Genomic DNA, 20,696 nt, shown 5'->3' with positions numbered 1-20,696 from the left:
AGGTTCTGCTCGGCCAGGAAGTCGCGGAAGTTGTCCAGCCCGACGAAGGTGCTGTCGAACAGGGTCCAGCGGGTCAGCGCGAAGTAGAACGCCATCACGGTCGGCACCAGGAAGATCACCAGGTAGACGATCGCGGCCGGCACGTACAGCCCGTAGGGGTAGGCCGATCTGCTTCTGGCCGTCGGGCGGGCGTGCCGTTGCCCAGGGGTGCCGCCGGGTCCCGTACGGGGCCCGGCGTGCTGCCTCGTCACCACCCCGCGAGCCCCAGTTGCTTGGCCTGCTTCTCCACGTCCTTGTCGTACTGGGCGGCCCCCTCCGCGGGCGGCGTCAGCCCGGAGCCGACGGCGACGGCGATCTGCTCCAGCGACGGGCCCTTGATCGGCGACAGGAACTCCAGCGCGGGCGCGGTGGCGCCGTTGTCGAGGTAGACCTGCAGGTCCTTGGCCACCTGGATGGCGTCGTCGGGCAGCTTGGAGCCCTTGATGCGGTACGGCCCGGACGGCTGCACGGCCGCGGTCACCGCCTCGGTGCCGGCCGGCGAGGCGACGAAGGCCAGGAACTTCTTGGCCGCGTCCAGGTTCTTGGTGGTCTTGGCGATGTAGACGGCGTTCGGCTCCCATACGGTGGCGCCGCTCTTGTCCGGGTCATCGCCCGGGATGCCGAAGAGTCCGATGTCGGTGGCCGTTTGCGGGTAGGTCTTCAGCATCGGCGGCAGCAGCCCGCTGAGCATCGCGTAGTGTGCGCCCTTGCCCTCGACCAGCATCTTCAGGCCCTGGTCGAGGGTGGCCGAGCCGAAGCCCTTGTTGAGGTAGTCCTTGGCGTGCACGTCGGCCAGGTGCCGGAACCCGCCCGCCGCGGCCGGCGTGGTGGCGAACTTGGCCTTGCCCGCGGTGTAGTCCTGCGCGAAGTTCGGCGCGGCGGCCTGCACGTTGTGGAAGTCGGCGAGCACGAAGACCTGCGAGGTCCAGGTGTCCTTGAACGTGCTGATCACCGGGGTGAGCCCCGCCGTCTTGATCTTGTCGTTGTTGGCCATGAACTCGGCCCAGGTCTTGGGGACCTCCAGCTTGAGCTGTTCGTAGACCTTGCGGTTGTACAGGATGCCGCCGCCGGTGAGCGTGGTGGCCGGGACGCCGAACACCTTGCCTGCCTGGGTCACGACGGGCAGGTACTCGGGCTGGACGTTGGCCAGGACGGGGTCGCCGGTGAGGTCCACGAGGGTCTGGGCCGGGTTGAGCGCCTGGAGCAGCGAGCCGGAGTTGTACCAGAACACGTCCGTCATCTCGCCGGTGGACAGCCGGGTCTTGACGACGTTGTCGCCCTCGCTGCCGCCCGACTGCTGCTCCATTTTGATCTTGATCGTGGGGTTGGCCTTCATGAACGCGTTCGCCAGCGCTGTGGAGGTGGCCACGGTGGACTGGTCGCTGCCGGTCATGAAGGACAGGGTGACGGTGCCGTCGGCGGCGGGCCCAGCGCTGGAGCCGGCGCCGCACGAGGTCAGAGCCGCCGTCGCGAGCACGGCCACGGCCGCGGCAAGCGGGCGGTGGGAGGTCTTCACACACCCCTCCAGGGTTATTGAATCGTTTTAAGCGACTCCCCGATGCGGTTAACGTAGGCGTTTACGTGATGGGTGTCAATGCACTCTTAGGTAACGGTACCCAGCCTTTTCCCTGGTAAGAACGCTTTAACGGCGAATTTCTAGATAACGGTTTTCGCGCTGGGCGGCGCTCTGCCAGCGGGAATGGCGATACAGTCTCAGTCGTGAGCGATGCCGGGCGGATCGACCGTGAGGTGGTCCAGCGCCTGCTGTCCCAGCGGGTGACCGGGTACGAACCGCTGTCCGGGTTCGCCGCCAACACGGTCGCCATGGTGACCTTGGAGTCCGGCGTCCGCGCCGTCTTCAAGGCCGCCCGCGCCCGCGAGGTCGAGGTGGAGCTCTGGGCCCTGCGGTCCATGGCGGAGCGGCGCGTCCCGGTCCCCGAGGTCATCGCCGGGGCGCCGGACGCGGAGATCCCGCACCTGGTGACGCGGCTCCTCCCGGGCGAGCCGGGGATCACGACACCCGCGGCGGCGGCCGAACTGGGCCGGCTGCTACGGGCCGTGCACGCCCTTCCCGTCAAGGGGGCGGCCTTTTTCAAGGAGTCGTCCGGCCCGCCGCCAGGCGCCGGTGAGGGAACGTGGGCCGATCAGGTCGCGGGGCTGGCGGACCGGCTCGACTCTGTCGCCGCCGCCGGCATCCTGACCCCCGCGCTCCTGTCCCGGTGCCGGGATTTCCTCGCCGACGGCACCCGGTGGGATCAGCCCTGCGTGTACGTGCACGGCGACCTGCACCTCCGGCATGTCATGTCGGCGGGCTCCCGGATCGAAGGGATCATCGACTGGGCCGACTGCGCGGCGGCCAGTCCATGGCTGGACCTGGCCAGGCTGGAGCTTCCCGGCCCCGCCCTGCGGCATGCGCTGCTCGACGCGTACTTCCCCGCGGGCATCCCGGCGGACGCGCCCCTGCGCCTGGCCGACCACCGGCTGCTCTACCTGCTGCTGGCGCTGCTGTGGGAGTACGAGTGCGGCGGGGACTGGCTGCACGAGCGCGTTCCCGGCATCGAATCAGCGCTCGCCACGCAACCCCCTCGGGCTACGGCCCCGGAACGGTGGTGCCCGGCGCCGCCGTCGAGCCGCGCACGACCAGGCTCGGGGTGACGGAGAAGCGCACCGGTGTCATGCGGCCTTCGACGCGTTCGAGCAGGAGCTTGCCCGCGGCGCGGCCCATCTCGCCGCCGGCCTGATCGACGCTCGTCAGCGCGATGTTGGGCAGAGCCGCCAGATGGGTGTTGTCGTAGCCGGCGACCGAGACGTCCGCCGGGACGGACAGGCCGGCCTCGTGGATCGCGGCGAGCGCGCCGAACGCCGCCTGGTCGGCTCCGGCGAAGATCGCCGTCGGCCGCGGCGTCCGGCTCAGCAGCTGGCGGGCGCCGTCGTAGCCGCCCTTCTCGTTGTAGAAGCTGGTCGCGACGGCGATCTCGCCGGCGAGCCCGTGCTCGCCCATGACCCGTTCGTAGGTCGCCGAGCGGATGGTGTGCAGCAGGTCGCCGGGCCGCGCGATGCTGTCGTCCTGGTGGGTGATGTGCGCGATCCTGCGGTGTCCCAGCTCGATGAGGTGCTTCACCACGAGCTCGGCGCCCGCCTCGTCGTCGTCGAACACCGAGTCGTAGGACGACGACCGTTCGTGCCGCGCGAGCACCACGGTCGGCTTCTCCTTCGCGACCTCTTCCAGGCGTGCCTTCGAGGCGAGGGGCGCGACCATGATGATGCCGTCCACCTGCCGGTCCATCAGGGCGTCGACCGCCCGGTGCTCGACCTTCCTGGTGGCGCCGCCCTGGATCATGAACGCCTGGTAGTCGGTGGTCTCCAGGTAGCCGGTGAGGCCGTCGAGGATGTCGGCGAAGAACGGGTTCCTGATGTGCGGCAGCACCAGGCCGATCGTGAAGGTGCGCCCGCGCATCCCCCTGGCCACGGCCTGCGGCCGGTAGCCGAGCTCTTCGATGGCCGTCTTGACCCGGTCCTTCATGGCCGGGCTGACGCCATAGGCGTTGCGGATCACCTTGGACACCGCCGTGACGGAGACCTGCGCATGGCTCGCCACGTCGGCGATCGTCACTCGTCGTCGTCGGGCAGGCATGACCATGAGACTCCACTTCCAAGGCGTGGTCCGATTGTACGAGCCCGGGACGGTCAGGGCTTACCGTGAGTACCGTTACCCATTTCCCTGATCAGCCAGGACGTTGAAGTGGGGATCAGGAGAGAATCGTTGCTCACTTACCCTCTTGACGACCTCCGAGAGAACGCTTACGTTAACGGAGCTTAAATCGTTTTACCTCCGAGAGGAGCGAGACGTGACTCCCCCTCCGTTACATCGCCGGATACGCGCGCTCGCGGGGCTGGGAGTGTCTCTCACTCTCGTCCTGTCGCAGCCGTTCAACGCGCCACCGGCCGCCGCCGCGAGCGGGCAGCCCAACGTCGAGGTCGTCGGCCTGCGGGTGGACGGCAGACGAGATCAGCCGCCCGGCATCGACGATCCCGCCCCCTTGCTGGGGTGGCGCATGACACCGGCCAGGCAGTCCGCCGGCCACCCGTGCCTCCGGCCGGGCTCCAGGGCCGCCTGCCCGGCTGACGCGCAGACCGCGTACCAGATCCAGGTGGCCGCGAGCCCGTCCGAGCTCACGCGCGGCCGGCTGATCTGGGACTCCGGCAAGGTGAGCTCGGCCGTCCAGTCCGGTGTCCGCTACGGCGGGCGGCCGCCGGCCTCGCGGCAGAAGGTCGCCTGGCACGTTCGCGTCTGGGACGCGGACCGGCACTCCTCGGACTGGAGCGAGCCCTCCTCCTGGGAGATGGGCCTGCTGCGGCAGGACGACTGGGGAGCGGCCCGCTGGATCGAGTATCCCGGCCGCACCGAAGGTCAGCCGATGCCGATCTTCGCCCGCGCGTTCGACCTCGGCCGCGGGAAGCGCGTGGCCGCCGCCCGCCTCTACCTCTCCGGAGTCGGTCTCCACCTGCCGACCCTCAACGGGCGCAAGCTCAGCGACGAGGTGCTGGCACCGGGGAACTCCAACTACCAGCTCTCCAGCGAGTACCGCACCTACGACGTCACCGGCGACCTGCGCGCCGGGGCCAACACCCTCGGCGTCCGGCTCGGCAACGGCCCCACCTACGTGCGGCGCAGCGTCACCAACCCGGCCGCGGGCCGCACGGTCCCGTACTCGTGGTGGCAGAGCCAGCTGAAGGGCAGCGGCGTCCTGGCCGCCGACACCACGCCCGGCGCCACCACCGTGACGCTCGGCAACGTCACCGGCTACCACCTCGGCGGCACCGTCAACATCGACACCGGCGACGGCGGCGACAGCCTCGAATCCCGTACGATCACCGCGATCGGCAGCTCCGGCATCACCTTCACCCCCGGACTGTCCAAGCCGCACTCCACGGGCGCGACGGTGACCGGCTCGGGCAACAACATCGCCGCCAGCGACGCGAGCGCCGGCGCCGCGGTCACCCCTCGCATGATCGCGCGGCTGGAGATCGTCTACGGCAACGGCTCGACGGACGTCATCGTCTCCGACCGCGGCTGGCGTACCGCCCTCGGCCCCCTGGTCACCGACGCCTGGTACTCCGGCGCGGACCACGACGCCCGCCGCGAGCAGCCGGGCTGGGACTCCCCCGGCGCCGACCTGTCACCGGCCGCGAAACGGCGCGACGGCTCGGCCATGGAATGGGTGGACGCCGGCATCGCGCCACCCCCGAACCTGGCCACCCGGCTGGTCGCCCGCACGGCCGAGCCGGTGCAGCCGGCCGAGACCTTCACGCCGGTCTCCATGACCAATCCGGCGGCCGGCGTCTGGGTGTTCGACCTGGGCCAGAACATCACCGGATGGCCGCAGCTGAACCTCAAGGGCGGCCTGCCGGGCGGCGTCACCATCCGCATGTCGCCCGCCGAGTCCCTCGCCCCCGACGGCACCGTGGACCAGGCCTCCCTGATGGGCGGCGGCGGCAGCCGGGGCCGCGACCTGTTCAACACCTACACCACCGCCGGGCTGCGCGGCGGGGAGACCTGGCACCCCGACTTCACCTACTTCGGCATGCAATGGATCCAGGTCACCGGCCTCCCGGAGGGCTACACGCCCGCGAAGGACCTGGTCAAGGGCATCCGGCTGCAGGCGGCCACGCCCGTCGCCGGTACGGTGACCACCTCCAGCGCCCGGGTGAACCGCATCCACAAGATGGCCCGCTACTCCTTCGCGTCCAACATGATGTCGGTGTTCACCGACTGCCCCGGGCGCGAGAAGCTGTCCTACCCGGCCGACTACACGATGCCCATGGGCGCCATCCACCGGAATTACGAGCTGGGCGCGTACCTCAAGACCACGGCGCGGCACCTCGTCGAAGGCCAGTCGATCGCCGACACCCCGATGCACGGGAACGTGGCGCTGAAGACGCCCGTCTACGACTGGGGTTACACCGGACGCTTCGGCGACGAGATCAACTGGGGCGACGCCATCATCCTGGTCCCCGCGATGCTGTACGAGCTCTACGGGGACACCGAGACGATGAGCCGGCACTACGACCGGGTGATCGACTTCGCCGCCTACATCCAGCGCCAGAAGGCCGGGACGGGCGAGAACGCGCACATCGTCGACGCCGCCCTCGCCGACTGGGTCGCCGCCGACCAGACCTCGGGCCAGATCACCGGCACCTGGGGCTACTACATCATGATCACCAAGCTGGCCATGATGGCCGGGCTGACCGGTCACGCCGACGACGCCGCCCGCTACCAGGCTCTCGCCGGCGACATCAAGAACGCCTTCAACGCCCACTTCTACAACCGGCAGCTACGCCGCTACACCACCGCGGGCGACGCCGGGAGCGCCGGCGCGACCCAGACGGCCCAGGCGCTCGCGCTGGATGCCGGGCTCGTCCCGGACGGCGAACGCCAGGCGGTCCTCGACGCGCTCGTCGAGCTCGTCCACGCCTTCCACCCGAACGGCGACGGCCCGCACTTCAGCGGCGGCACCATCGGCATGGCCCCGACGGTACGGGCGCTGGCCGACGGCGGCCGCGACGACGTCCTCTGGGAGCTGTTGCAGGAGGACGACCAGCCGAGCTACGGCTTCTTCATGGCGTCCACCAGCGCCAACCCGGGCGGCATGACCACCATGGGCGAGCGCTGGAACCGGGGGGACTCCAAGAATCACATGATCCTCGCCCAGATCGAGGAGTGGTTCCACACCGGCCTGGCCGGCATCCGCGAGGCCGGCGGCTCGACCGCGTACCGGAAGCTGGTCTTCCATCCCAAGCCGGTCGGCGACCTCACCTTCGTGACGGGCAGCTACGAAACGCCGCAGGGCGTGGCCCGGTCGGCGTGGACCAGGGGTGATCGACGGTTCAGGCTGACGGTCGACGTTCCCCCGAACACGGCGGCCGAGGTGTGGGTGCCGGCCAAGGACGCCCGCTCGGTGGTGAGCCCGCACCGGGCCACGTTCCAGCGGATGGCGGGGAGCTACGCCGTGTACACCGTTCCGTCCGGTTCGTACGCCTTCAGCGCGGCGACGGCCGCCTGACACGCCGCCCGCCGAACGGCAGGTCGGCCGGCTTCGAGAAATTCAGCCCTTTTGAGTCACACCGGCATAACGACCGGTGAACATACCGGGAACATACTGCGAGCTGATAGGAAGTGTCCCGTAAACCAATTCATCCCCAGGAAAGCGAAAGAGAATCAATGGTCATTCGACTGTCATCAGCCCGCAGGCGACCCCACGTCGATCATGCGGAAGGGCTTATTGTCACTCGATCCTCAAATGGCGCAGCCCGCGTCGGCGGCCTGCGAAAGGCATTGGCCAAGACAGTCACGTCCGCACTCTTGGTGACTGTGGCCGCGACGATCAATCCGATACCGGCGGCCGCGACATCCGCGAGCGCCGCGTGTACGTGGAAAACGGTCGAGACGAAGAACTTCGCGAGCAACAACGCCTGGCTGAAGCTCAAGGTGAACGGCTGCGGCAAGGCATCCATGCAGGCCTGGTGGCCGCCCAGCAGAAAGTTCAAGTGCTCGATCTACAGCGAGTCGGGTCAGAAGCTCAACGAGTTCACCGTTACCGCCTACGGCTGTACGAGCGCCCAGATCTCCGTAGGCAGTAAGAAGGTCTATGCTTTCGTATGGGTGACGGACTATGTCACCGGAAAATTCCTCGCGACCGCGAACACCGGTTTCCACCGCGCCGACTGAGGCCAAAAGGCACAAGCCTCACCGATGAGTTCCGCTCGCCACCAAGGTTCCACAGGGCGCACGCGGCTGCGATACCGCTCCCAAAGCGGCGCGTTGCCCTTGTCACCGGCAGCGAGATTGACGGACACGGCGAGATCGGCCAGGTGCGCCATCTCCGCGATGGCCGCGTTCACGCCGGAGTTCGACACGATCAGGAAGGGGTCGATCGGGTCGGGCCGCGCGAGATCGTAGATCCGCTCGGCGAGACCGGGAACTCGCTCGCAGGCCGGGTCCAGGATCTCCTTCGGGGTCCGCTCCGCCGAACATCACCAGGTCCTTGACGCTCAGCATGCCCGCGGACGCGAGCCCGCCGGCGCGTCCGGTGAGTTCGAGGGCCACGATTCTCGAGTGTCCGGTGGCGAAGGACTGAAGGACACCTCCTGCGACCAGGGCGGCCGCCTGCTGTATCGCGGGCATCTGCGTGTCCAGGACCCGGCTCATCAGGGCGGGGGCCTGCGCCTCTTCCCCGTGCTCGACGCCGGCCTGCGCGTCGTCAGGACCGGGCCCGCCACCTGCGCGGGGCATCCCGAGCATGCCTGCTCCGACCACCGCGTCCTGATCGGGGCCGTCGTGACGTGGCTGGGCTAGGCTCTGTTGATCATGACCGATCTGCTCGGAATCAATCATCTGACGCTGTCCACGACCGAACTCGACCGGCTCGTGGCGTACTACACGGAGCTGCTCGGAGCGACGCTCGCGTTCGAGCGCGCTGCGACCTCTGCCGATCCGCGGATCGCGGTCCTCGATGTCGGCGGGGCCGACCACCTGATGATCGTCGAAACCGCCACCGTCCCCGCCCTCGATCTTGATCCCCTGAACCGGGCGGGCTGGGGACTGCGCGTGGGCACATACGCACAGCTGTGTGACCTTCGCGAACGGATTCTGGATGCCGGGCGGCCGGTCGGACAGATCGAGACTCTGCCCACGCAATGGACGATGACGGCTCGCGATCCCGATGGACGCCCTGTGGACATCCGGGCCCATCGCCCTCGATGACATTCCTCTGCGAACAAGGTCTTTCCGGCGGCGTCGCCTCCCCCATGCCAGATCACGAGGGCTCGTCGGCCATGCCGTAGCAGGCAACGTTCGCCCTGCGACCCGCCTTGGGCGTCAGATACCGGGAAATTTCGCATCATGGGAGGTCCGTATTCGGCTGTGTGATCACTCCGTATCCGACGCGGACATGATCAACTGATCGGGGGCAATTTTGGGACGTCGTGAGCAGCCGCTGGATCCGCTGGCGGGACCCGTCGCCCGCTTCGCTTCTGAGCTGCGCAAGCTCCGGCAGGACGCGGGCGGCCTGACCTACCGGGCGATGGCCAGGCGCGCGCACTATTCGCCCGCGACCCTGGCGCAGGCAGCCGCCGGCGACCGGCTGCCGTCGCTGCCCGTGACCTTGGGCTACGTCGAGGCGTGCGGCGGCGACGCCGAGGAGTGGCGGGCCCGCTGGCAGGCCGCCGAACAGGAGGCCCTGGAGAGGGCGGCCGAGCAGGACGACGCGCCGGCTCCGTATCCGGGGCTGGCGCGGTTCGAGGCGGAGGATCACGGGCGGTTCTTCGGCCGTACGGCGCTCGTCGAGCGGCTGGCCGGGCTGAGCCGGGCCCATCGGCTGGTGCTGCTGGCCGGGGCGTCCGGGAGCGGCAAGTCCTCGGTGCTGCGCGCGGGGCTGGTGCCGTACCTGGGCGGTTCGATCCGGGTGCTGACGCCCGGCGCCAGGCCCCCGCTGGAGCTTCCCGGCGCGAAGCTGATCATCGTGGATCAGTTCGAGGAGGTGTTCACGCTGTGCGCCGATCCGGCGGCGCGCCGCGCGTTCACCGACGCTCTGCTGGAGCGCGCGCGGGACGAGAGCGGGTCGCGGGTGGTGCTCGCCGTGCGGGCCGACTTCTTCGGGCACTGCGCCGGGCACGGGGCGCTGGCCGAGGCGGCGCGCGACGCCACCCTGCTGATGAACCCCATGAGCGCCGCCGAACTGCGGGAGGCGATCATCAGGCCGGCCGCCGGCGCCGGTCTGGTCGTGGAGCGGGAGCTCACGGCGCGGATCATCGCCGAGGTCGAAGGGGAGCCCGGCGGCCTGCCGCTCATGTCGCACGCCCTGCGGGAGACGTGGCGGCGGCGCCGGAGCAGGACCTTGGCCATGGCCGCTTACGAGGCGTCCGGCGGCATCCGCGGCTCGATCGCCCGTACCTCGGAAGACCTTTACGCCGGGCTCACCGCCCGGCAGCAGGAGCGGCTGCGCCACCTGCTGCTGCGCCTGGTCAACCCCGGCGATGACGCCCAGGACACCCGCCGTCCCGCCGATCGCGCGGAACTGGCCACCGAGGACGCGCAACCCCTGCTCGAACGGCTGGCCGAGGCCCGCCTGGTGACCCTCGGCGAGGAGCAGGTGGATCTGGCGCACGAGGCGCTGCTCACGGCCTGGCCCCGGTTACGCGGCTGGATCGAGGAGGACCGCGAGCGGATCCGGCTCCAGCGCCGCCTGACCGAGGCGGCCACCGCCTGGCGGGATCACGACCGCGACCCGGGCGGTCTGTATCGCGGGGTGCGCCTGGCGTCCGCCTGCGAGCAGTTCACCGCCGCGGAAGAGCTCACTCCGCTGGAACGCGAGTTCCTCGCCGCCAGCATCGCCTCCAGGGACGGCGAGCGGCGCTCCCGTACGCGGCGGAGGGTGGCGATATCGGGGCTGCTCGTCCTGACGCTGGTGGCGGCCCTGCTGGCCTGGCAGCAGAACACGACCAGCCGGGCCCGCCAGCGCGAGGCCGACGCCCGCCGCGCCATCGGCGTCGCGGAGGGCCTGCGCGAGACCGACCCGGTCACGGCGATGCGCCTCAGCCTGGCCGCCTGGCGGGTGGCCGACCTGCCCGAGACCCGCTCGGCCCTGCTCGCGGCGGGCGCGCAACGGCACCAGGACGTCTTCATCGACCCCGACGGCGACCCCGGCACCATGCGCTACCTCAGCGCCGACGGCCGCACCTTGGTGAGCGTGGGCGCCGGCCAGGTCTCCACCTGGGACCTGGACACCCACCGCAGGACGGCGCTCTGGCCTGGGCTGGGAGACGGCCACGAGCAGGTGGGGGCGCGGAAGGGGGACGCGTGGACGCTGCCCATGTGGGGCCAGGACCTGGCCGTGGTGTCGTGGGACCTGGTCGCAGGCCGCCGCGACGACAGGGAGCTGGGGCCGGCGAAGGACGGGTTCGAGATGGGGATGAGCGGGCGCGGCGTCATCGGCTACAACGCCGCCGGCTCGACGTACCGGATCCTGGTGTGGGATCTCGCCCGGCGGCGGGAGCTCCTGGAGGTGCGGGTTCCCCGGAAGGCGCCGTCGACGTTGGTGTCGACGTGGGACGCCGGGCCCGCCATGGTGCGCGGCGACGCCGAGAAGCGGGCGTACGACGATGCGGGCTTTCCTGACGCCACGCTCAGCCCGGACGACCGGTACCTGACGGTGTGCGTTCCCGGGCAGCGGTTGCAGGTGTGGGACGTGCGGGCCGGCCGCAGGATGGACACGCCCTGGGCGCCGGTCGTGAACCGGCGGCAGTGCCAGTACGAGCACGTGCGCTTCACCCCCGACGGCCGGCGCCTCGCGGTCGTCTCCGATGAGGCGGTCCGCTTGTGGGACCTCGCGTCGGGTGCGGAAGTGGCGTCCATCGCCCACCGGGACGTCAAGGAGATCGGGTTCAGCGCCGACGGGACGTTCCTGGCCGCCGCCGATGAGCTCGACCTGCTGGTGTGGCGGGTCGCGTGGCCCGAGCAGCCCGTCGTCCGGCATTCCCTCATGGGCGAGCAGGTGGCCGATCTCCGCGTCGATCCGCAGGCCGGCCGGATCCGGTACCTGAGCGGCACCGGCAGGACCTGGCCGGCCACCGTGCGCACGCTCGACGCGGGCCCGGCCCTCACCTCCCCGTGGGAGGAGGACATGGTCCACAAGGCCGTGTTCAGCCCGGACGGCGCCCTGCTGGCGCTCGCGAACGGGCTCACGGAGCCCGAGGGCGTGCGGCTGCGGCTGCACCGGCCGCTGTCCGGCGGGCCGCCCACCGATCTGCCGCAGATCCCCTGCCCGCATCCGCCGGACCTGCCGAGCTGCGCGATCCTGCTGGCCTTCGCCTCGGACGGGCGGACGCTCGCCTTCGGCGCCTCCCCGATGGACCACCCCGAGCTGCCGGTCCGGGTGTCGCTGTGGGACGTGGCCGGTGGACGCACGACGGACACGCTCGTGGTCAGCGAAGGGAAAAGTGAGGGGGGAAGTGAGGGGGGAAGTGAGGGGGAACAGGTGATGCCCGGGGCGATCGCCTTCGCTCCTGACGACACCTCGCTGCTGGTCGCCCAGGCACCCGAGGTCGGGGCGGCGAAGATCTGGGACCTGCGCACCCGCACCGTCACCAGGACGCTGCCCGGCGTCACCGCGCACCGGCTCGCCCTCCACCCCGGCCGGCGGCTCGCCGTCACGTCGATCGGCGATGTCGTGGACGTGCGGACGGGGGTGAAGAATCCGCCCTCGACCAGTCCCGGCCCCGGTCAGGCGCAGGCGTTCAGCCCCGGCGGCCGTTACCTGGCCGCGGGCGACGGCTCGGGCAAGACCATCCTTTGGGACGGTGCCGTCAAGCGCCGCGTCGGCGTGCTCGGCGCGTCCGTCACGGGCGGTTCGGGTCCGCGCAGTGCGGTCACCGCGCTGGCGTTCTCCCCTGACGAGTCGGTGCTCGCGGTCGGCACCGGCGACGGCACGCTGCGGCTGTGGGACGTCGCCTCCCGGCAGCCGATCGGGACGCCGCTGGCCACGCCCGGCGACACCATCCTGGGCCTGTCCTTCGGCGCGGACGGCGGCACGTTGTACGCCGCCGGGCAGCACGTGCCCGTCCAGCGCTACGACCTCGCTCCGGCGGCCACGGTGGCGGCGGTGTGCCGCCGGGCCGGCGGCGGCTTGCCGGAGGCGGATTGGCGGGCCTCCTTCGCGCGGCTCCCGTACCAGCGGACCTGCCCGGCGGCGGAAGACGTCCCGGACGACTGACCGGAAGGCTGCTGAGCCCCTGACCCGAGCGCCGTTCTCACGCCCGCGTCAGCCGCTCGAAACACACCACTCACGGAACCTGTCATAGACGGTGGATTCTGGCCCCACCCGGGAGCCGCGTCCGTCAGTCGAGACGGGAGACCTGGTAGTGGCTGATGTGCCAGCCTTCCTCCGTCCGCTTCACCAGCACGCTGAGAGAGACGTGGAGGGTGGGGCGATCGGTGAAGGAGAAGCCGACGGCCAGGTATCCGAGGACGAGGTCTTCAGCGGGCGCTCTGGTCTCCAGGATGCGGTACGCGGCCGTCAGACCCGGCGGCTGGGAGTCGTAGTAGGCGGCCACGCCCGGCCTCCCGACACTGTACGGGTGCAGCCCCTGGAAGATCGCGTCCTCGGTGAACAGGGCGGCGATCTGCTGCGGTTCGTGAGCGTCGACGCCGGCCTTCCACCGGTCGAGGACGTGCCGGAGGATCTTCTCGCGGTCCGAGTCGCTGTTCATCGGCTTCTCCTGGTGGTGGTCAGTGGCCTGCGCTCACGCCGCCGTCGACGTGGAGGATCTCACCGGTGACGAAGGAGGCGTTCTCCAGATAGAGGACCGCGTCCACGATGTCGTTCAGCTCGCCCATCCGGCCTACGGGCTGCAGCGCCGCGAGGAACTCATGGTTCTCATCGGGATGCATGGGGGTTTTGACGGTGCCCGGTGCGACGGCGTTGACGCGGATGTCACGGGTGGCGTACTCGATCGCGAGGGACTTGGTGGCCGACTGCAGGCCGCCCTTCGTCAGCGAGGCCAGCACGGACGGGACCCGGGAGTCGGCGTTGTCGACCAGGCTGGTGGTGATGGAGACGACGTGGCCGCCGCCCTGCGCGAGCATGCGCGCGATGGCGAGCTGGGTGATGTGGAAGAAGCCGTCGAGGTTCACCGCGGTCACGGCGGCGTAGTCGTCGAGGGTGTACTCGGTGAACGGCTTGGCGACGAAGATGCCGGCGTTGTTGACCAGAGTGTCCACATGGCCGAACCGCTCGACGGCCTCGGCCACCGCCCGTTCGGCGGTGGCACGTTCGGCGATGTCGCCCTGGAGGGTGAGGACCCCGGGATCGTCCGAGGGAGCGATGGTGCGTGAGACGGCGACGACGGCGTGGCCGAGCTTGCGATAGCCCTCGACGAGGCCGGCGCCGATGCCCTGCGAGGCGCCGGTGACGAGGGCGACCTTCTGGTACTGCGTGCTCATGATGACCCTCCCTGGAAGGGTGACCGATCGAATTAATAGTCAACCGGTCAACTATTTGAATGTGACCGTAGGCGATCGGCGGAGGCGAAGTCAAAGGTCACGGCGCATGTCTCAGGACCGGAATCCTCTTACCTGAGAGGCTCAGCCTCTCAGGCGGTGCGGGTCGCCCTTGGGCAGCCAGGCGTCCTGCCCGTGGATCCCGAAGTCGCCGCCGATGCGGAGTGCCTCGACGACGGCGAGGACCGGGGCACGGACTTCGCCGCGGCGCCACACCAGGGACCAGGTCCAGTAGATCTCCGGCGTGACGACGGGCCGCCGGACGAGATCCGGCGGCAGCGGGGTGGCCTGGCCCTTGGGCGAGTTGATGACCGGGCGGTCGCTGCGGCGCACGTGGTCGAAGAACCCCGGGCCGGTGATGCCGCCGTCGGAGACGCGTACGGCGCGGGCTCCGGTCTCGTGGGCCAGTTCTTCGCCGTACGCGTTCCAGGACGACCAGGAGGTGATGTCGTCGTCGAGGAGGACGCTGGTCTCCCGGGCGGGGACCTCGCCGGTGTCATGGCCGGTGGCGACGGCATAGAGTCGGTCGGCGCCGATGAGCTGGGCATGCAGGCCGCGTTGCGCCAGGTCGTCGGTGCGCAGCCAGCACACCGCGAGGTCCAGGCCGCCTTCGGCGACCCGGGCGGCCTGGGTGTGCGAGGGTGCGACCCAGGCGTCGACGTGGACTTGGGCCACCGCGGCGGTGCGGGCGGTCAGGTCCGGCGGGAGCCAGTTGACGTAGCCGAGCCGGACCGGTTCGGATCCGGACAGCCGGCGGGCGCGGTGCCGGAGGTCGTCGGCGCGTTCCAGCAGGGCCCGGGCGTAGGGCAGCAGGGCGGCTCCGGCGGGGGTGAGGGACACCGAGCGGCGGTCCCGGTCGAACAGGCGCACGCCCAGATCGCGTTCGAGGGCCTTGATCTGCTGGGAGAGGGAGGGGCCGGCGATCAGCAGGCGCTCGGCGGCGCGGCCGAAGCTCAGCTCCTCGGCGACCGCGACGAAGTATCGCAGCTGGCGCAGCTCCACGCTCGCCATGCTACGGGTGTGAGAGGCTACGCCTACCAGCCGCGCCGCAGCACGCGGGGGCGTCAGAGACCGGCGGCGACCTCACCCGGCGCACGGGCGCCGAGCAGCGCCAGGCAGTTGGCCCACAGGGGACCGAGCCGCCGCGTGCTGTTGTAGAGCTTGGCGAACAGGACCTGCCCCTCCAGCTGGGCCACCACCGACCGCGCGGCCTCCCGGGTGTCGGTCACGGTGACCTCGTCACGCGCACGAGCCTCGGCGATGACCGCATCGATCATCTCGACCTGCGCGTCGAAGATCTCCTGCAGCCGGGCGCGGATGGCCTCGGTCTGGTTGCTCAGCTCCAGCGTGAGATTCCCGAACAGGCAACCCGAGACGGTGCCGCAGCTCTGCTGACCGGCACGCTGGGCGGCCTCCGTCGCCTCGCACAGCCGACGCAGACGCTGCAGAGGCTCGGCCGCGCCGGTCAGAATGTGCTTCCAGGCGCGCTCCTGCTCGGCCCAGTGCTCGTCGATGGTGGCCAGAGCGAGAGCCTCCTTCGACGCGAAGAAGTAGTAGAAGCTGCCCTTGGGCACGCCGGCCGCCTTGCAGATCTCGGCCACGCCCAGAGCGGAGTAACCGCGCAGCTCGATGAGCGATTGCGCGGCGCCGAGAATCTTCTCCCTGGCATCGCTGGTCCGTCCCATGGAGCAAGTGTACGACCAACTACTAGACCGGTCGGCTAGGGCCGCGGCACGCCCGTCATCTGGGTGATGGCGTCATCGGCAGGCGCGGCATCACCGTTCGTCGTCGACATGGCCTGCCGCATGGTCCAAGGTTTGTGCGATCCACTCGGGCAAGGGCACGGACGCGCTCTCGGCGGCCACCTTCCACCTCTGTTCCCGCTCGAAGGAGATGTGGACGGTGACGGTCACCGTGACGGGCTCGGAGCCGGGGGCGCTGACCCGGCTCGCCTGGAGCTCCTTGCGCAATCTGCTCTGCGGCCAGCCTTCCTCCTCCGCCCGCGCCAGCCATCGCTCCTGTTCATCCGCGGAAAGGGCGGCGACCTGAGCATGGTGTTGCAGGCTCAGCGTGTCCCGCCGACGGGACATCGGAACATTCCGCGCAACCCAGGCATAGTTGCGCAGCGTCTTGTACGACAGATTGGTCTGGGAGATGGCCAGCCGGTACCGGCCGGGAAAGCTCTCCTCGCCGTAGACCAGCCAGTCCCCCAGCCACCACGCGGAGGAGTTGCCGATCACGCCAAGCTGGTCGCCGATCCTTTCCCACGCGTCGAATGGCAGGCCCGCGGGGAGTGACAGCCCAAGCCTTCCGGCCCGAATGGAAGGCTCAAGCCCAAGCCTGTTCGCCAGCGATTCTCTTCTCGACCTACCGCGATCCTGCAAGGGAAGTGAATCCGTATTAAGCATCGTTCTCCGGCGTGACAACCATGAAGCGAACACAGAACTTTTCTGGCCAGCGGAACGAGGCTAGACAATCCCGGTATGCCGGCGGTATATCGCGCCCGTGTTCACCAGGTCCAGGCGTCGGCACCGCGTTCAGGGTTGCCTGGAATTCGAGCGTCGTGTGATACTCCGCGGTGCTGAACGAACGGTGGTCGTATTCGCCTCTTCAGCGCTCCCGGTGTGCGAAGGTCCGAGCGGTGACGGAGGCTGCGGTGCGGCTGAATATGCGTGCGTGGATACCGGCCATGAATGGAGCGGCGCGTCCATTCATGGCGCGCCGGCCGGCGATGATCGCGGCATTCCTGGTCCTGGCCTTGCTGGGCAACCTGCTGCGGGTCATGCCGGCACATGCCGAGCAGTCGGTCGCCGCTGATCGCTCCCACGTGGTGGCGGCCTGGCAAGAGGGCGGCCCGCAGGCCCGATTAGCGGCTGAGGCGGCGCTGCTGGGCTCGGACGAGCAGGTCAGCGCGTTCCTGGCCGAAGGATGGCGCCAGGCCCAGCGCCTCGACGAGCGGGACAATCTCGCGAGCGTCATCAGCAACGGCGGTCCCGCTGTACGCGCGAAGGCTCAGGCCGCCCTGGACGCCGACGCGGCAGGTGACCAGAGCGCGATCACCACCTTCCTGAACAGCGGCTGGCAGGGCCCGTCGGACATCGACACGCGGGTGTCGGTGAACCAGCTGATGAGCGCCGGCGGCGATCAGGTCAAGCAGGCGGCGCAGGCCGTGCTGGACTCCGGAGACACTCAGGCGCTGCGGGAGTTCCTGGAGTCCGGCTGGCAGGCGCAGTGGAACACCGATCAGCGGCTGCGGATCAACCAGGCCATGGCCACCGGTGGCCCGCAAGTCCGCGCCGCGGGCCAGAAGGCGCTGGACGCGGGTACGCCGGAGGCGCTGGAGGCGTTCCTCGCCTATGGCTGGGCGGTGGCGTCGGCACGGGACGAAGAGACGGCGACGCTGGAAGAGCTGCTCGGCCAGGCGCGGGCGGCCGGTGCGCTGGCGGCGCAGGAGACCGCCAGCGCCACCGGCGAGGCCGACCGCGCCAGGGACGCCGCGGCCGCGGCGCGCCGGTCCGCGGCGGAGGCCGCTGCCGCGACCGAGGCCGCGCGCGACAACATGGCTGAAGCGAAGGCGCAGGCCAAGCGGGCGGCGATTGCGGCGCAGAAGGCCGCCGCGGCGGCACAGGTGGCCGTTCAGGCCGCGGCGTCGGCGAGCCGGGCGGCGCGGGCCGCCGCCACCGCTGCGGCGCGGGCGGCGCAGATGGCGTCGAAGGCCAATCGGCAAGCTTCCGTGGCTTATCGGGCGGCTGCCGAGGCGTCCGTGGATGCCGACAGGGCGGATATCGCACGGCAGGCGGCGCAGGAAGCCAACGCGATCGCCCAGGAGACGCGCGACTTCGCCGCCCAGGCGGAAGCGGCAGGCAGGGCGATAGAGAACGGCAACAAGGCCGTCGTATCCGCTATCTCCGCGGCCGACCATGCTCTGGCGGCAGCGGTCGCCAACGACGAGGCGGTCCGGTACGCCAACGCGGCCGGCGCGTCAGCCGGAGAGGCGGTTGCCGCGGCGGCGAGGGCGCGGGCCAACGCCGAGCGGGCCGTCCGGGCAGCACGGGCGGCCGAGAATTATCTCCGGGTGGCCATCGACGCCGCGTACAAGGCGCGAGACGCCGCCAACCGGGCGGCGGCCAACGCCGAGGCCGCGGCAGCGGCAGCCCTTGATGCCGCGGACCACGCCGGCGAGGCCGCAGAGGCGGCGAAACGGGCCACCGATCATGCCAACGCCGCCACCGTGGCCGCGCAGCAGGCACTGGACACCGCAAGCCAGGCGGCCGCGGTGTTCGATGCGGCGCGCACCGCCGATGCCGAGCGCTTGGCGGTGGCCCGGGATGAGGGGCTGGAGACCGCCCGGGCCGCCAATGCCGAGTACGAGGCGCAGCAGCGCGTCGCCGACTGGGACGCCGATCAGGCCGCCAAACGCGACGCGGAGACCAACAGGCTCATCGCCGTGGCGCTGGACCCGGCCACCGAGCGTCCCGCCGCGGTGGTGGCGGCCCGCAGGGTCGCGCTCAACCTGGCCGGCGGCCAGGGCGCCTGGACCAAGCAGGCGGCGCTGGGCGCGCTGGGCGGCGCTGACGATCTCGCGCTGGAGTTCGTACGCACCGGCGTCGCCGGCGCCGTGGCACAGGACAACCGCGTCGCGGTGACGAACCTGGCGGTGGCCGAGAACCCCTCCTTGGCGGCAGCGGCCAAGACCGCGCTGGCCGGCAGCGACCAGACGGTCTCGACCTTCTTGCGTACGCAGAACTACCCCGGCCGCTACAGCGCGGACCGGCAGAAGGTCAACCAGATCCTGGCCGCGGCCAAGGCGGCCGGCGACGTCGTGCTGGCCCAGCGGGCGCAGCAAGCCCTCGACACCGACACGCTGCAGGCGTTACGGGACTTCCTCGACAGCGGCCAGTACACCGCGGCGGTCATCGGTGAACGGGTGCTGGTCAACCAGATCCTGGCCGGCGCGGACAGCGGGCCGGAGGTGAAGGCGGCCGCGCAGATCGCCTTGGACGGACCCGCTCCTGGCCTGCGGCAGTTCCTCAGCACCGGCCGGTTCACCGCGGCCGAGCGGGATCACGAAAGCGCGATCCACCTCGCTGTGGTCGCCGGCCTGCTCAAGAGCATCAGCCAGGTCGCCGAGACGGCCGTGCAGAGTGCGCTGGAAGCGCAGGCCGTGGCCGCCCGCGCCCGCGACGACGCCGCGCAGGCCGCAACCTACGCCCAGCAGGCGATCGACTCGGCCAAGCGGGCCGCCGGCTTCGCCCAGCAGGCCCGTGACTACGCCGGCCAGGCTGTCGCCTCGGCGAACAAGGCGGCGGCCGCGGTCAAGACCGCGCGCGAGGCGGCCACCCGGGCCACAACCTCAGCTCGCAGCGCCATCCGGTCGGCCGGCTGGGCGATCGCCTCCCACCAGTCCGCCGTCAACGCCGCCAACAGGGCCAACTTCGCGGCCCGCGCCGCCTACCAGTCAGCCATCAGCGCCAGAGACGATGCCGAGGCTGCTTCAACAGCGGCCTTGGAGGCCTACGAGGCCTACGAGTTCGCCTACGGCGTGGAAATGACGAAATGCCTCAACGGTTACACCACCGGAAGCGTCGCCGAGTGGGAGGCGATACTCGGCGACTCCGAGGGTGAGTGGGCTCGCAACTGTGCCTACAACGTTTATGCGGACCCGGAGGAGCTGGCCACCCGGGCCTACACCAACTCCGCTTTCTGTGATCTGTATCCGCACGGCAGCCAGCTTTACCAGAACTGCATCAACTCCACCTTGGATCCTTCGTTCCAAGGAATGCAGCGGCTCGTTTTCGCCTACGAGCAGATCACGGGAGCGCTGGCCGCCGGCTTCGTCTGGTACGCGACGACCGTCGGTGCCGGCTGTCTTTTGACGGTGGTCTGCGGCGCCATGCTCACCGTGGGCCAGGTGGGCCTCGAAGTCCACCGCTATGTCCAGGGTGATCAATCGCTGGCCAGGACGTTGCTCAACCTTGGCACGATTGCTCTCGAATCGCTGGTGTCCGCCGGGATCGGCAAGCTGCTCAGCGTCGGCTTCCGGGCCCTCAAGAACGCCTACAGGGCTGCCAGAACGGGCTCGAGCGCGGTCTCGGACATCCAACGAGACTTGAATCAGATCAATAAACTCACCGTCCTCGCGGATGTCCGGGCAATGGTTGCCGGCAACTACTCCACCGCCAAGGGCGCTGCGTTCTTCTGGTCCGGCCGCACCAAGCTGGAATCTGGAGAGTTTCTGAATGCCGGACCCAAGGCAGCCGCGGACATCGCGGAAACCAAGGGCGGCACCACGCTCGAATCCCTCATGGACAGCCGCGGAATTCCACAGGCGAATTGGGATCCCAACAAGATGGAATGGGACCCTGACGAGACGGCGTGGGACCTTCTTAAGGCCCATGTGGACGACGCGTGGAAGCAGGTGTCCCTTACCTATGCCCGAAATGCCTCCGGCGAGGTCAGAGTGGTTCTCGGAGAAAGCCTGCGCCCTGGCAACGTATGGGAGAGCACGGAGTTTCCCGCGCTCAAACGCAACCCCAACGTCACCAAGATAACCCAGATCGACCTGGTCACAGGGAGAGAGACCGTGATCTTCGAGCGATGA

The 20,696-nt window shown here is 70.0% G+C and carries 14 protein-coding genes and 2 pseudogenes; 6 read left to right on the top strand and 10 right to left on the bottom strand.

Translation table 11 applies throughout. From position 1 onward, the window contains the following. A pseudogene (locus ABEA43_RS39820) lies at window positions 1-251 on the bottom strand (hypothetical protein); the annotation flags it as partial. Then, window positions 248-1,555 carry an ABC transporter substrate-binding protein gene (locus tag ABEA43_RS39815; protein ID WP_345570297.1) on the bottom strand — a complete coding sequence of 436 codons (1,308 nt, stop codon included), beginning with the start codon at window positions 1,553-1,555 and terminating at the stop codon, window positions 248-250. The pseudogene ABEA43_RS39820 and the gene ABEA43_RS39815, both read right to left, overlap by 4 nt. Before the next feature lie 203 nt (window positions 1,556-1,758). Here ABEA43_RS39815 and ABEA43_RS39810 point away from each other — a divergent pair, with 203 nt between their 5' ends. After that, window positions 1,759-2,694 (top strand): phosphotransferase family protein, encoded by a 936-nt coding sequence (locus ABEA43_RS39810; RefSeq protein WP_345570296.1) that lies wholly within the window; start codon window positions 1,759-1,761, stop codon window positions 2,692-2,694. Here the strand turns inward: ABEA43_RS39810 and ABEA43_RS39805 are convergent. Then, window positions 2,630-3,673 (bottom strand): LacI family DNA-binding transcriptional regulator, encoded by a 1,044-nt coding sequence (locus ABEA43_RS39805; protein WP_345570295.1) that lies wholly within the window; start codon window positions 3,671-3,673, stop codon window positions 2,630-2,632. The two genes, ABEA43_RS39810 and ABEA43_RS39805, sit on opposite strands and share 65 nt — an antisense overlap. A 265-nt stretch (window positions 3,674-3,938) precedes the next feature. Between ABEA43_RS39805 and ABEA43_RS39800 the strand changes: the two genes are divergently transcribed. Next, window positions 3,939-7,103 (top strand): family 78 glycoside hydrolase catalytic domain, encoded by a 3,165-nt coding sequence (locus tag ABEA43_RS39800; protein ID WP_345570293.1) that lies wholly within the window; start codon window positions 3,939-3,941, stop codon window positions 7,101-7,103. 158 nt (window positions 7,104-7,261) lie between these two features. Beyond that, window positions 7,262-7,768, top strand: a complete 507-nt coding sequence (locus ABEA43_RS39795) for a hypothetical protein (RefSeq protein ID WP_345570292.1) — start codon at window positions 7,262-7,264, stop codon at window positions 7,766-7,768. On the opposite strand, the gene ABEA43_RS68290 is transcribed toward ABEA43_RS39795, so the two are convergent. Both ABEA43_RS68290 and ABEA43_RS68285 read right to left on the bottom strand, forming a co-directional pair. Further along, window positions 7,711-8,043: an SIS domain-containing protein gene (locus ABEA43_RS68290; protein WP_425570447.1), complete on the bottom strand. Its 333-nt coding sequence runs from the start codon at window positions 8,041-8,043 to the stop codon at window positions 7,711-7,713. The two genes, ABEA43_RS39795 and ABEA43_RS68290, sit on opposite strands and share 58 nt — an antisense overlap. Before the next feature lie 76 nt (window positions 8,044-8,119). Further along, window positions 8,120-8,224, bottom strand: a pseudogene (locus ABEA43_RS68285) (sugar isomerase); the annotation flags it as partial. 183 nt (window positions 8,225-8,407) lie between these two features. Here ABEA43_RS68285 and ABEA43_RS39785 point away from each other — a divergent pair. Together ABEA43_RS39785 and ABEA43_RS39780 are read left to right on the top strand one after the other, a co-directional pair. After that, complete coding sequence (locus tag ABEA43_RS39785) at window positions 8,408-8,803, top strand: VOC family protein (RefSeq protein WP_345570288.1); 396 nt, start codon at window positions 8,408-8,410, stop codon at window positions 8,801-8,803. Window positions 8,804-9,014: 211 nt separating this feature from the next. Further along, entirely contained in the window at window positions 9,015-12,809 is a 3,795-nt protein-coding gene (locus tag ABEA43_RS39780; protein WP_345570286.1) for an nSTAND1 domain-containing NTPase, read from the top strand. A gap of 124 nt (window positions 12,810-12,933) precedes the next feature. On the opposite strand, the gene ABEA43_RS39775 is transcribed toward ABEA43_RS39780, so the two are convergent. From ABEA43_RS39775 to ABEA43_RS39755, 5 genes are all read right to left on the bottom strand, one after another. Continuing rightward, on the bottom strand, window positions 12,934-13,305 hold the full coding sequence (locus tag ABEA43_RS39775) for a YybH family protein (RefSeq protein ID WP_345570284.1): 372 nt from the start codon (window positions 13,303-13,305) through the stop codon (window positions 12,934-12,936). A 19-nt stretch (window positions 13,306-13,324) separates the two neighbouring features. Beyond that, entirely contained in the window at window positions 13,325-14,038 is a 714-nt protein-coding gene (locus tag ABEA43_RS39770) for an SDR family NAD(P)-dependent oxidoreductase (RefSeq protein WP_345570282.1), read from the bottom strand. A gap of 141 nt (window positions 14,039-14,179) precedes the next feature. Then, window positions 14,180-15,097, bottom strand: a complete 918-nt coding sequence (locus ABEA43_RS39765) for a LysR family transcriptional regulator (protein WP_425570443.1) — start codon at window positions 15,095-15,097, stop codon at window positions 14,180-14,182. A 62-nt stretch (window positions 15,098-15,159) separates the two neighbouring features. Next, on the bottom strand, window positions 15,160-15,780 hold the full coding sequence (locus ABEA43_RS39760) for a TetR/AcrR family transcriptional regulator (protein ID WP_345570278.1): 621 nt from the start codon (window positions 15,778-15,780) through the stop codon (window positions 15,160-15,162). Window positions 15,781-15,870: 90 nt separating this feature from the next. Next, on the bottom strand, window positions 15,871-16,395 hold the full coding sequence (locus ABEA43_RS39755; RefSeq protein WP_345570302.1) for an LmbU family transcriptional regulator: 525 nt from the start codon (window positions 16,393-16,395) through the stop codon (window positions 15,871-15,873). 341 nt (window positions 16,396-16,736) lie between these two features. On the opposite strand from ABEA43_RS39755, the gene ABEA43_RS39750 reads away from it, so the two are divergent. Beyond that, window positions 16,737-20,696: a hypothetical protein gene (locus ABEA43_RS39750; RefSeq protein WP_345570276.1), complete on the top strand. Its 3,960-nt coding sequence runs from the start codon at window positions 16,737-16,739 to the stop codon at window positions 20,694-20,696.

It is taken from the genome of Nonomuraea rosea, assembly GCF_039539705.1.
GTDB classification, from domain to species: domain Bacteria; phylum Actinomycetota; class Actinomycetes; order Streptosporangiales; family Streptosporangiaceae; genus Nonomuraea; species Nonomuraea rosea.
The sequence above is the reverse complement of the archived record's forward strand: the minus strand, read 5'-3'. Positions and strand labels throughout refer to the sequence as shown.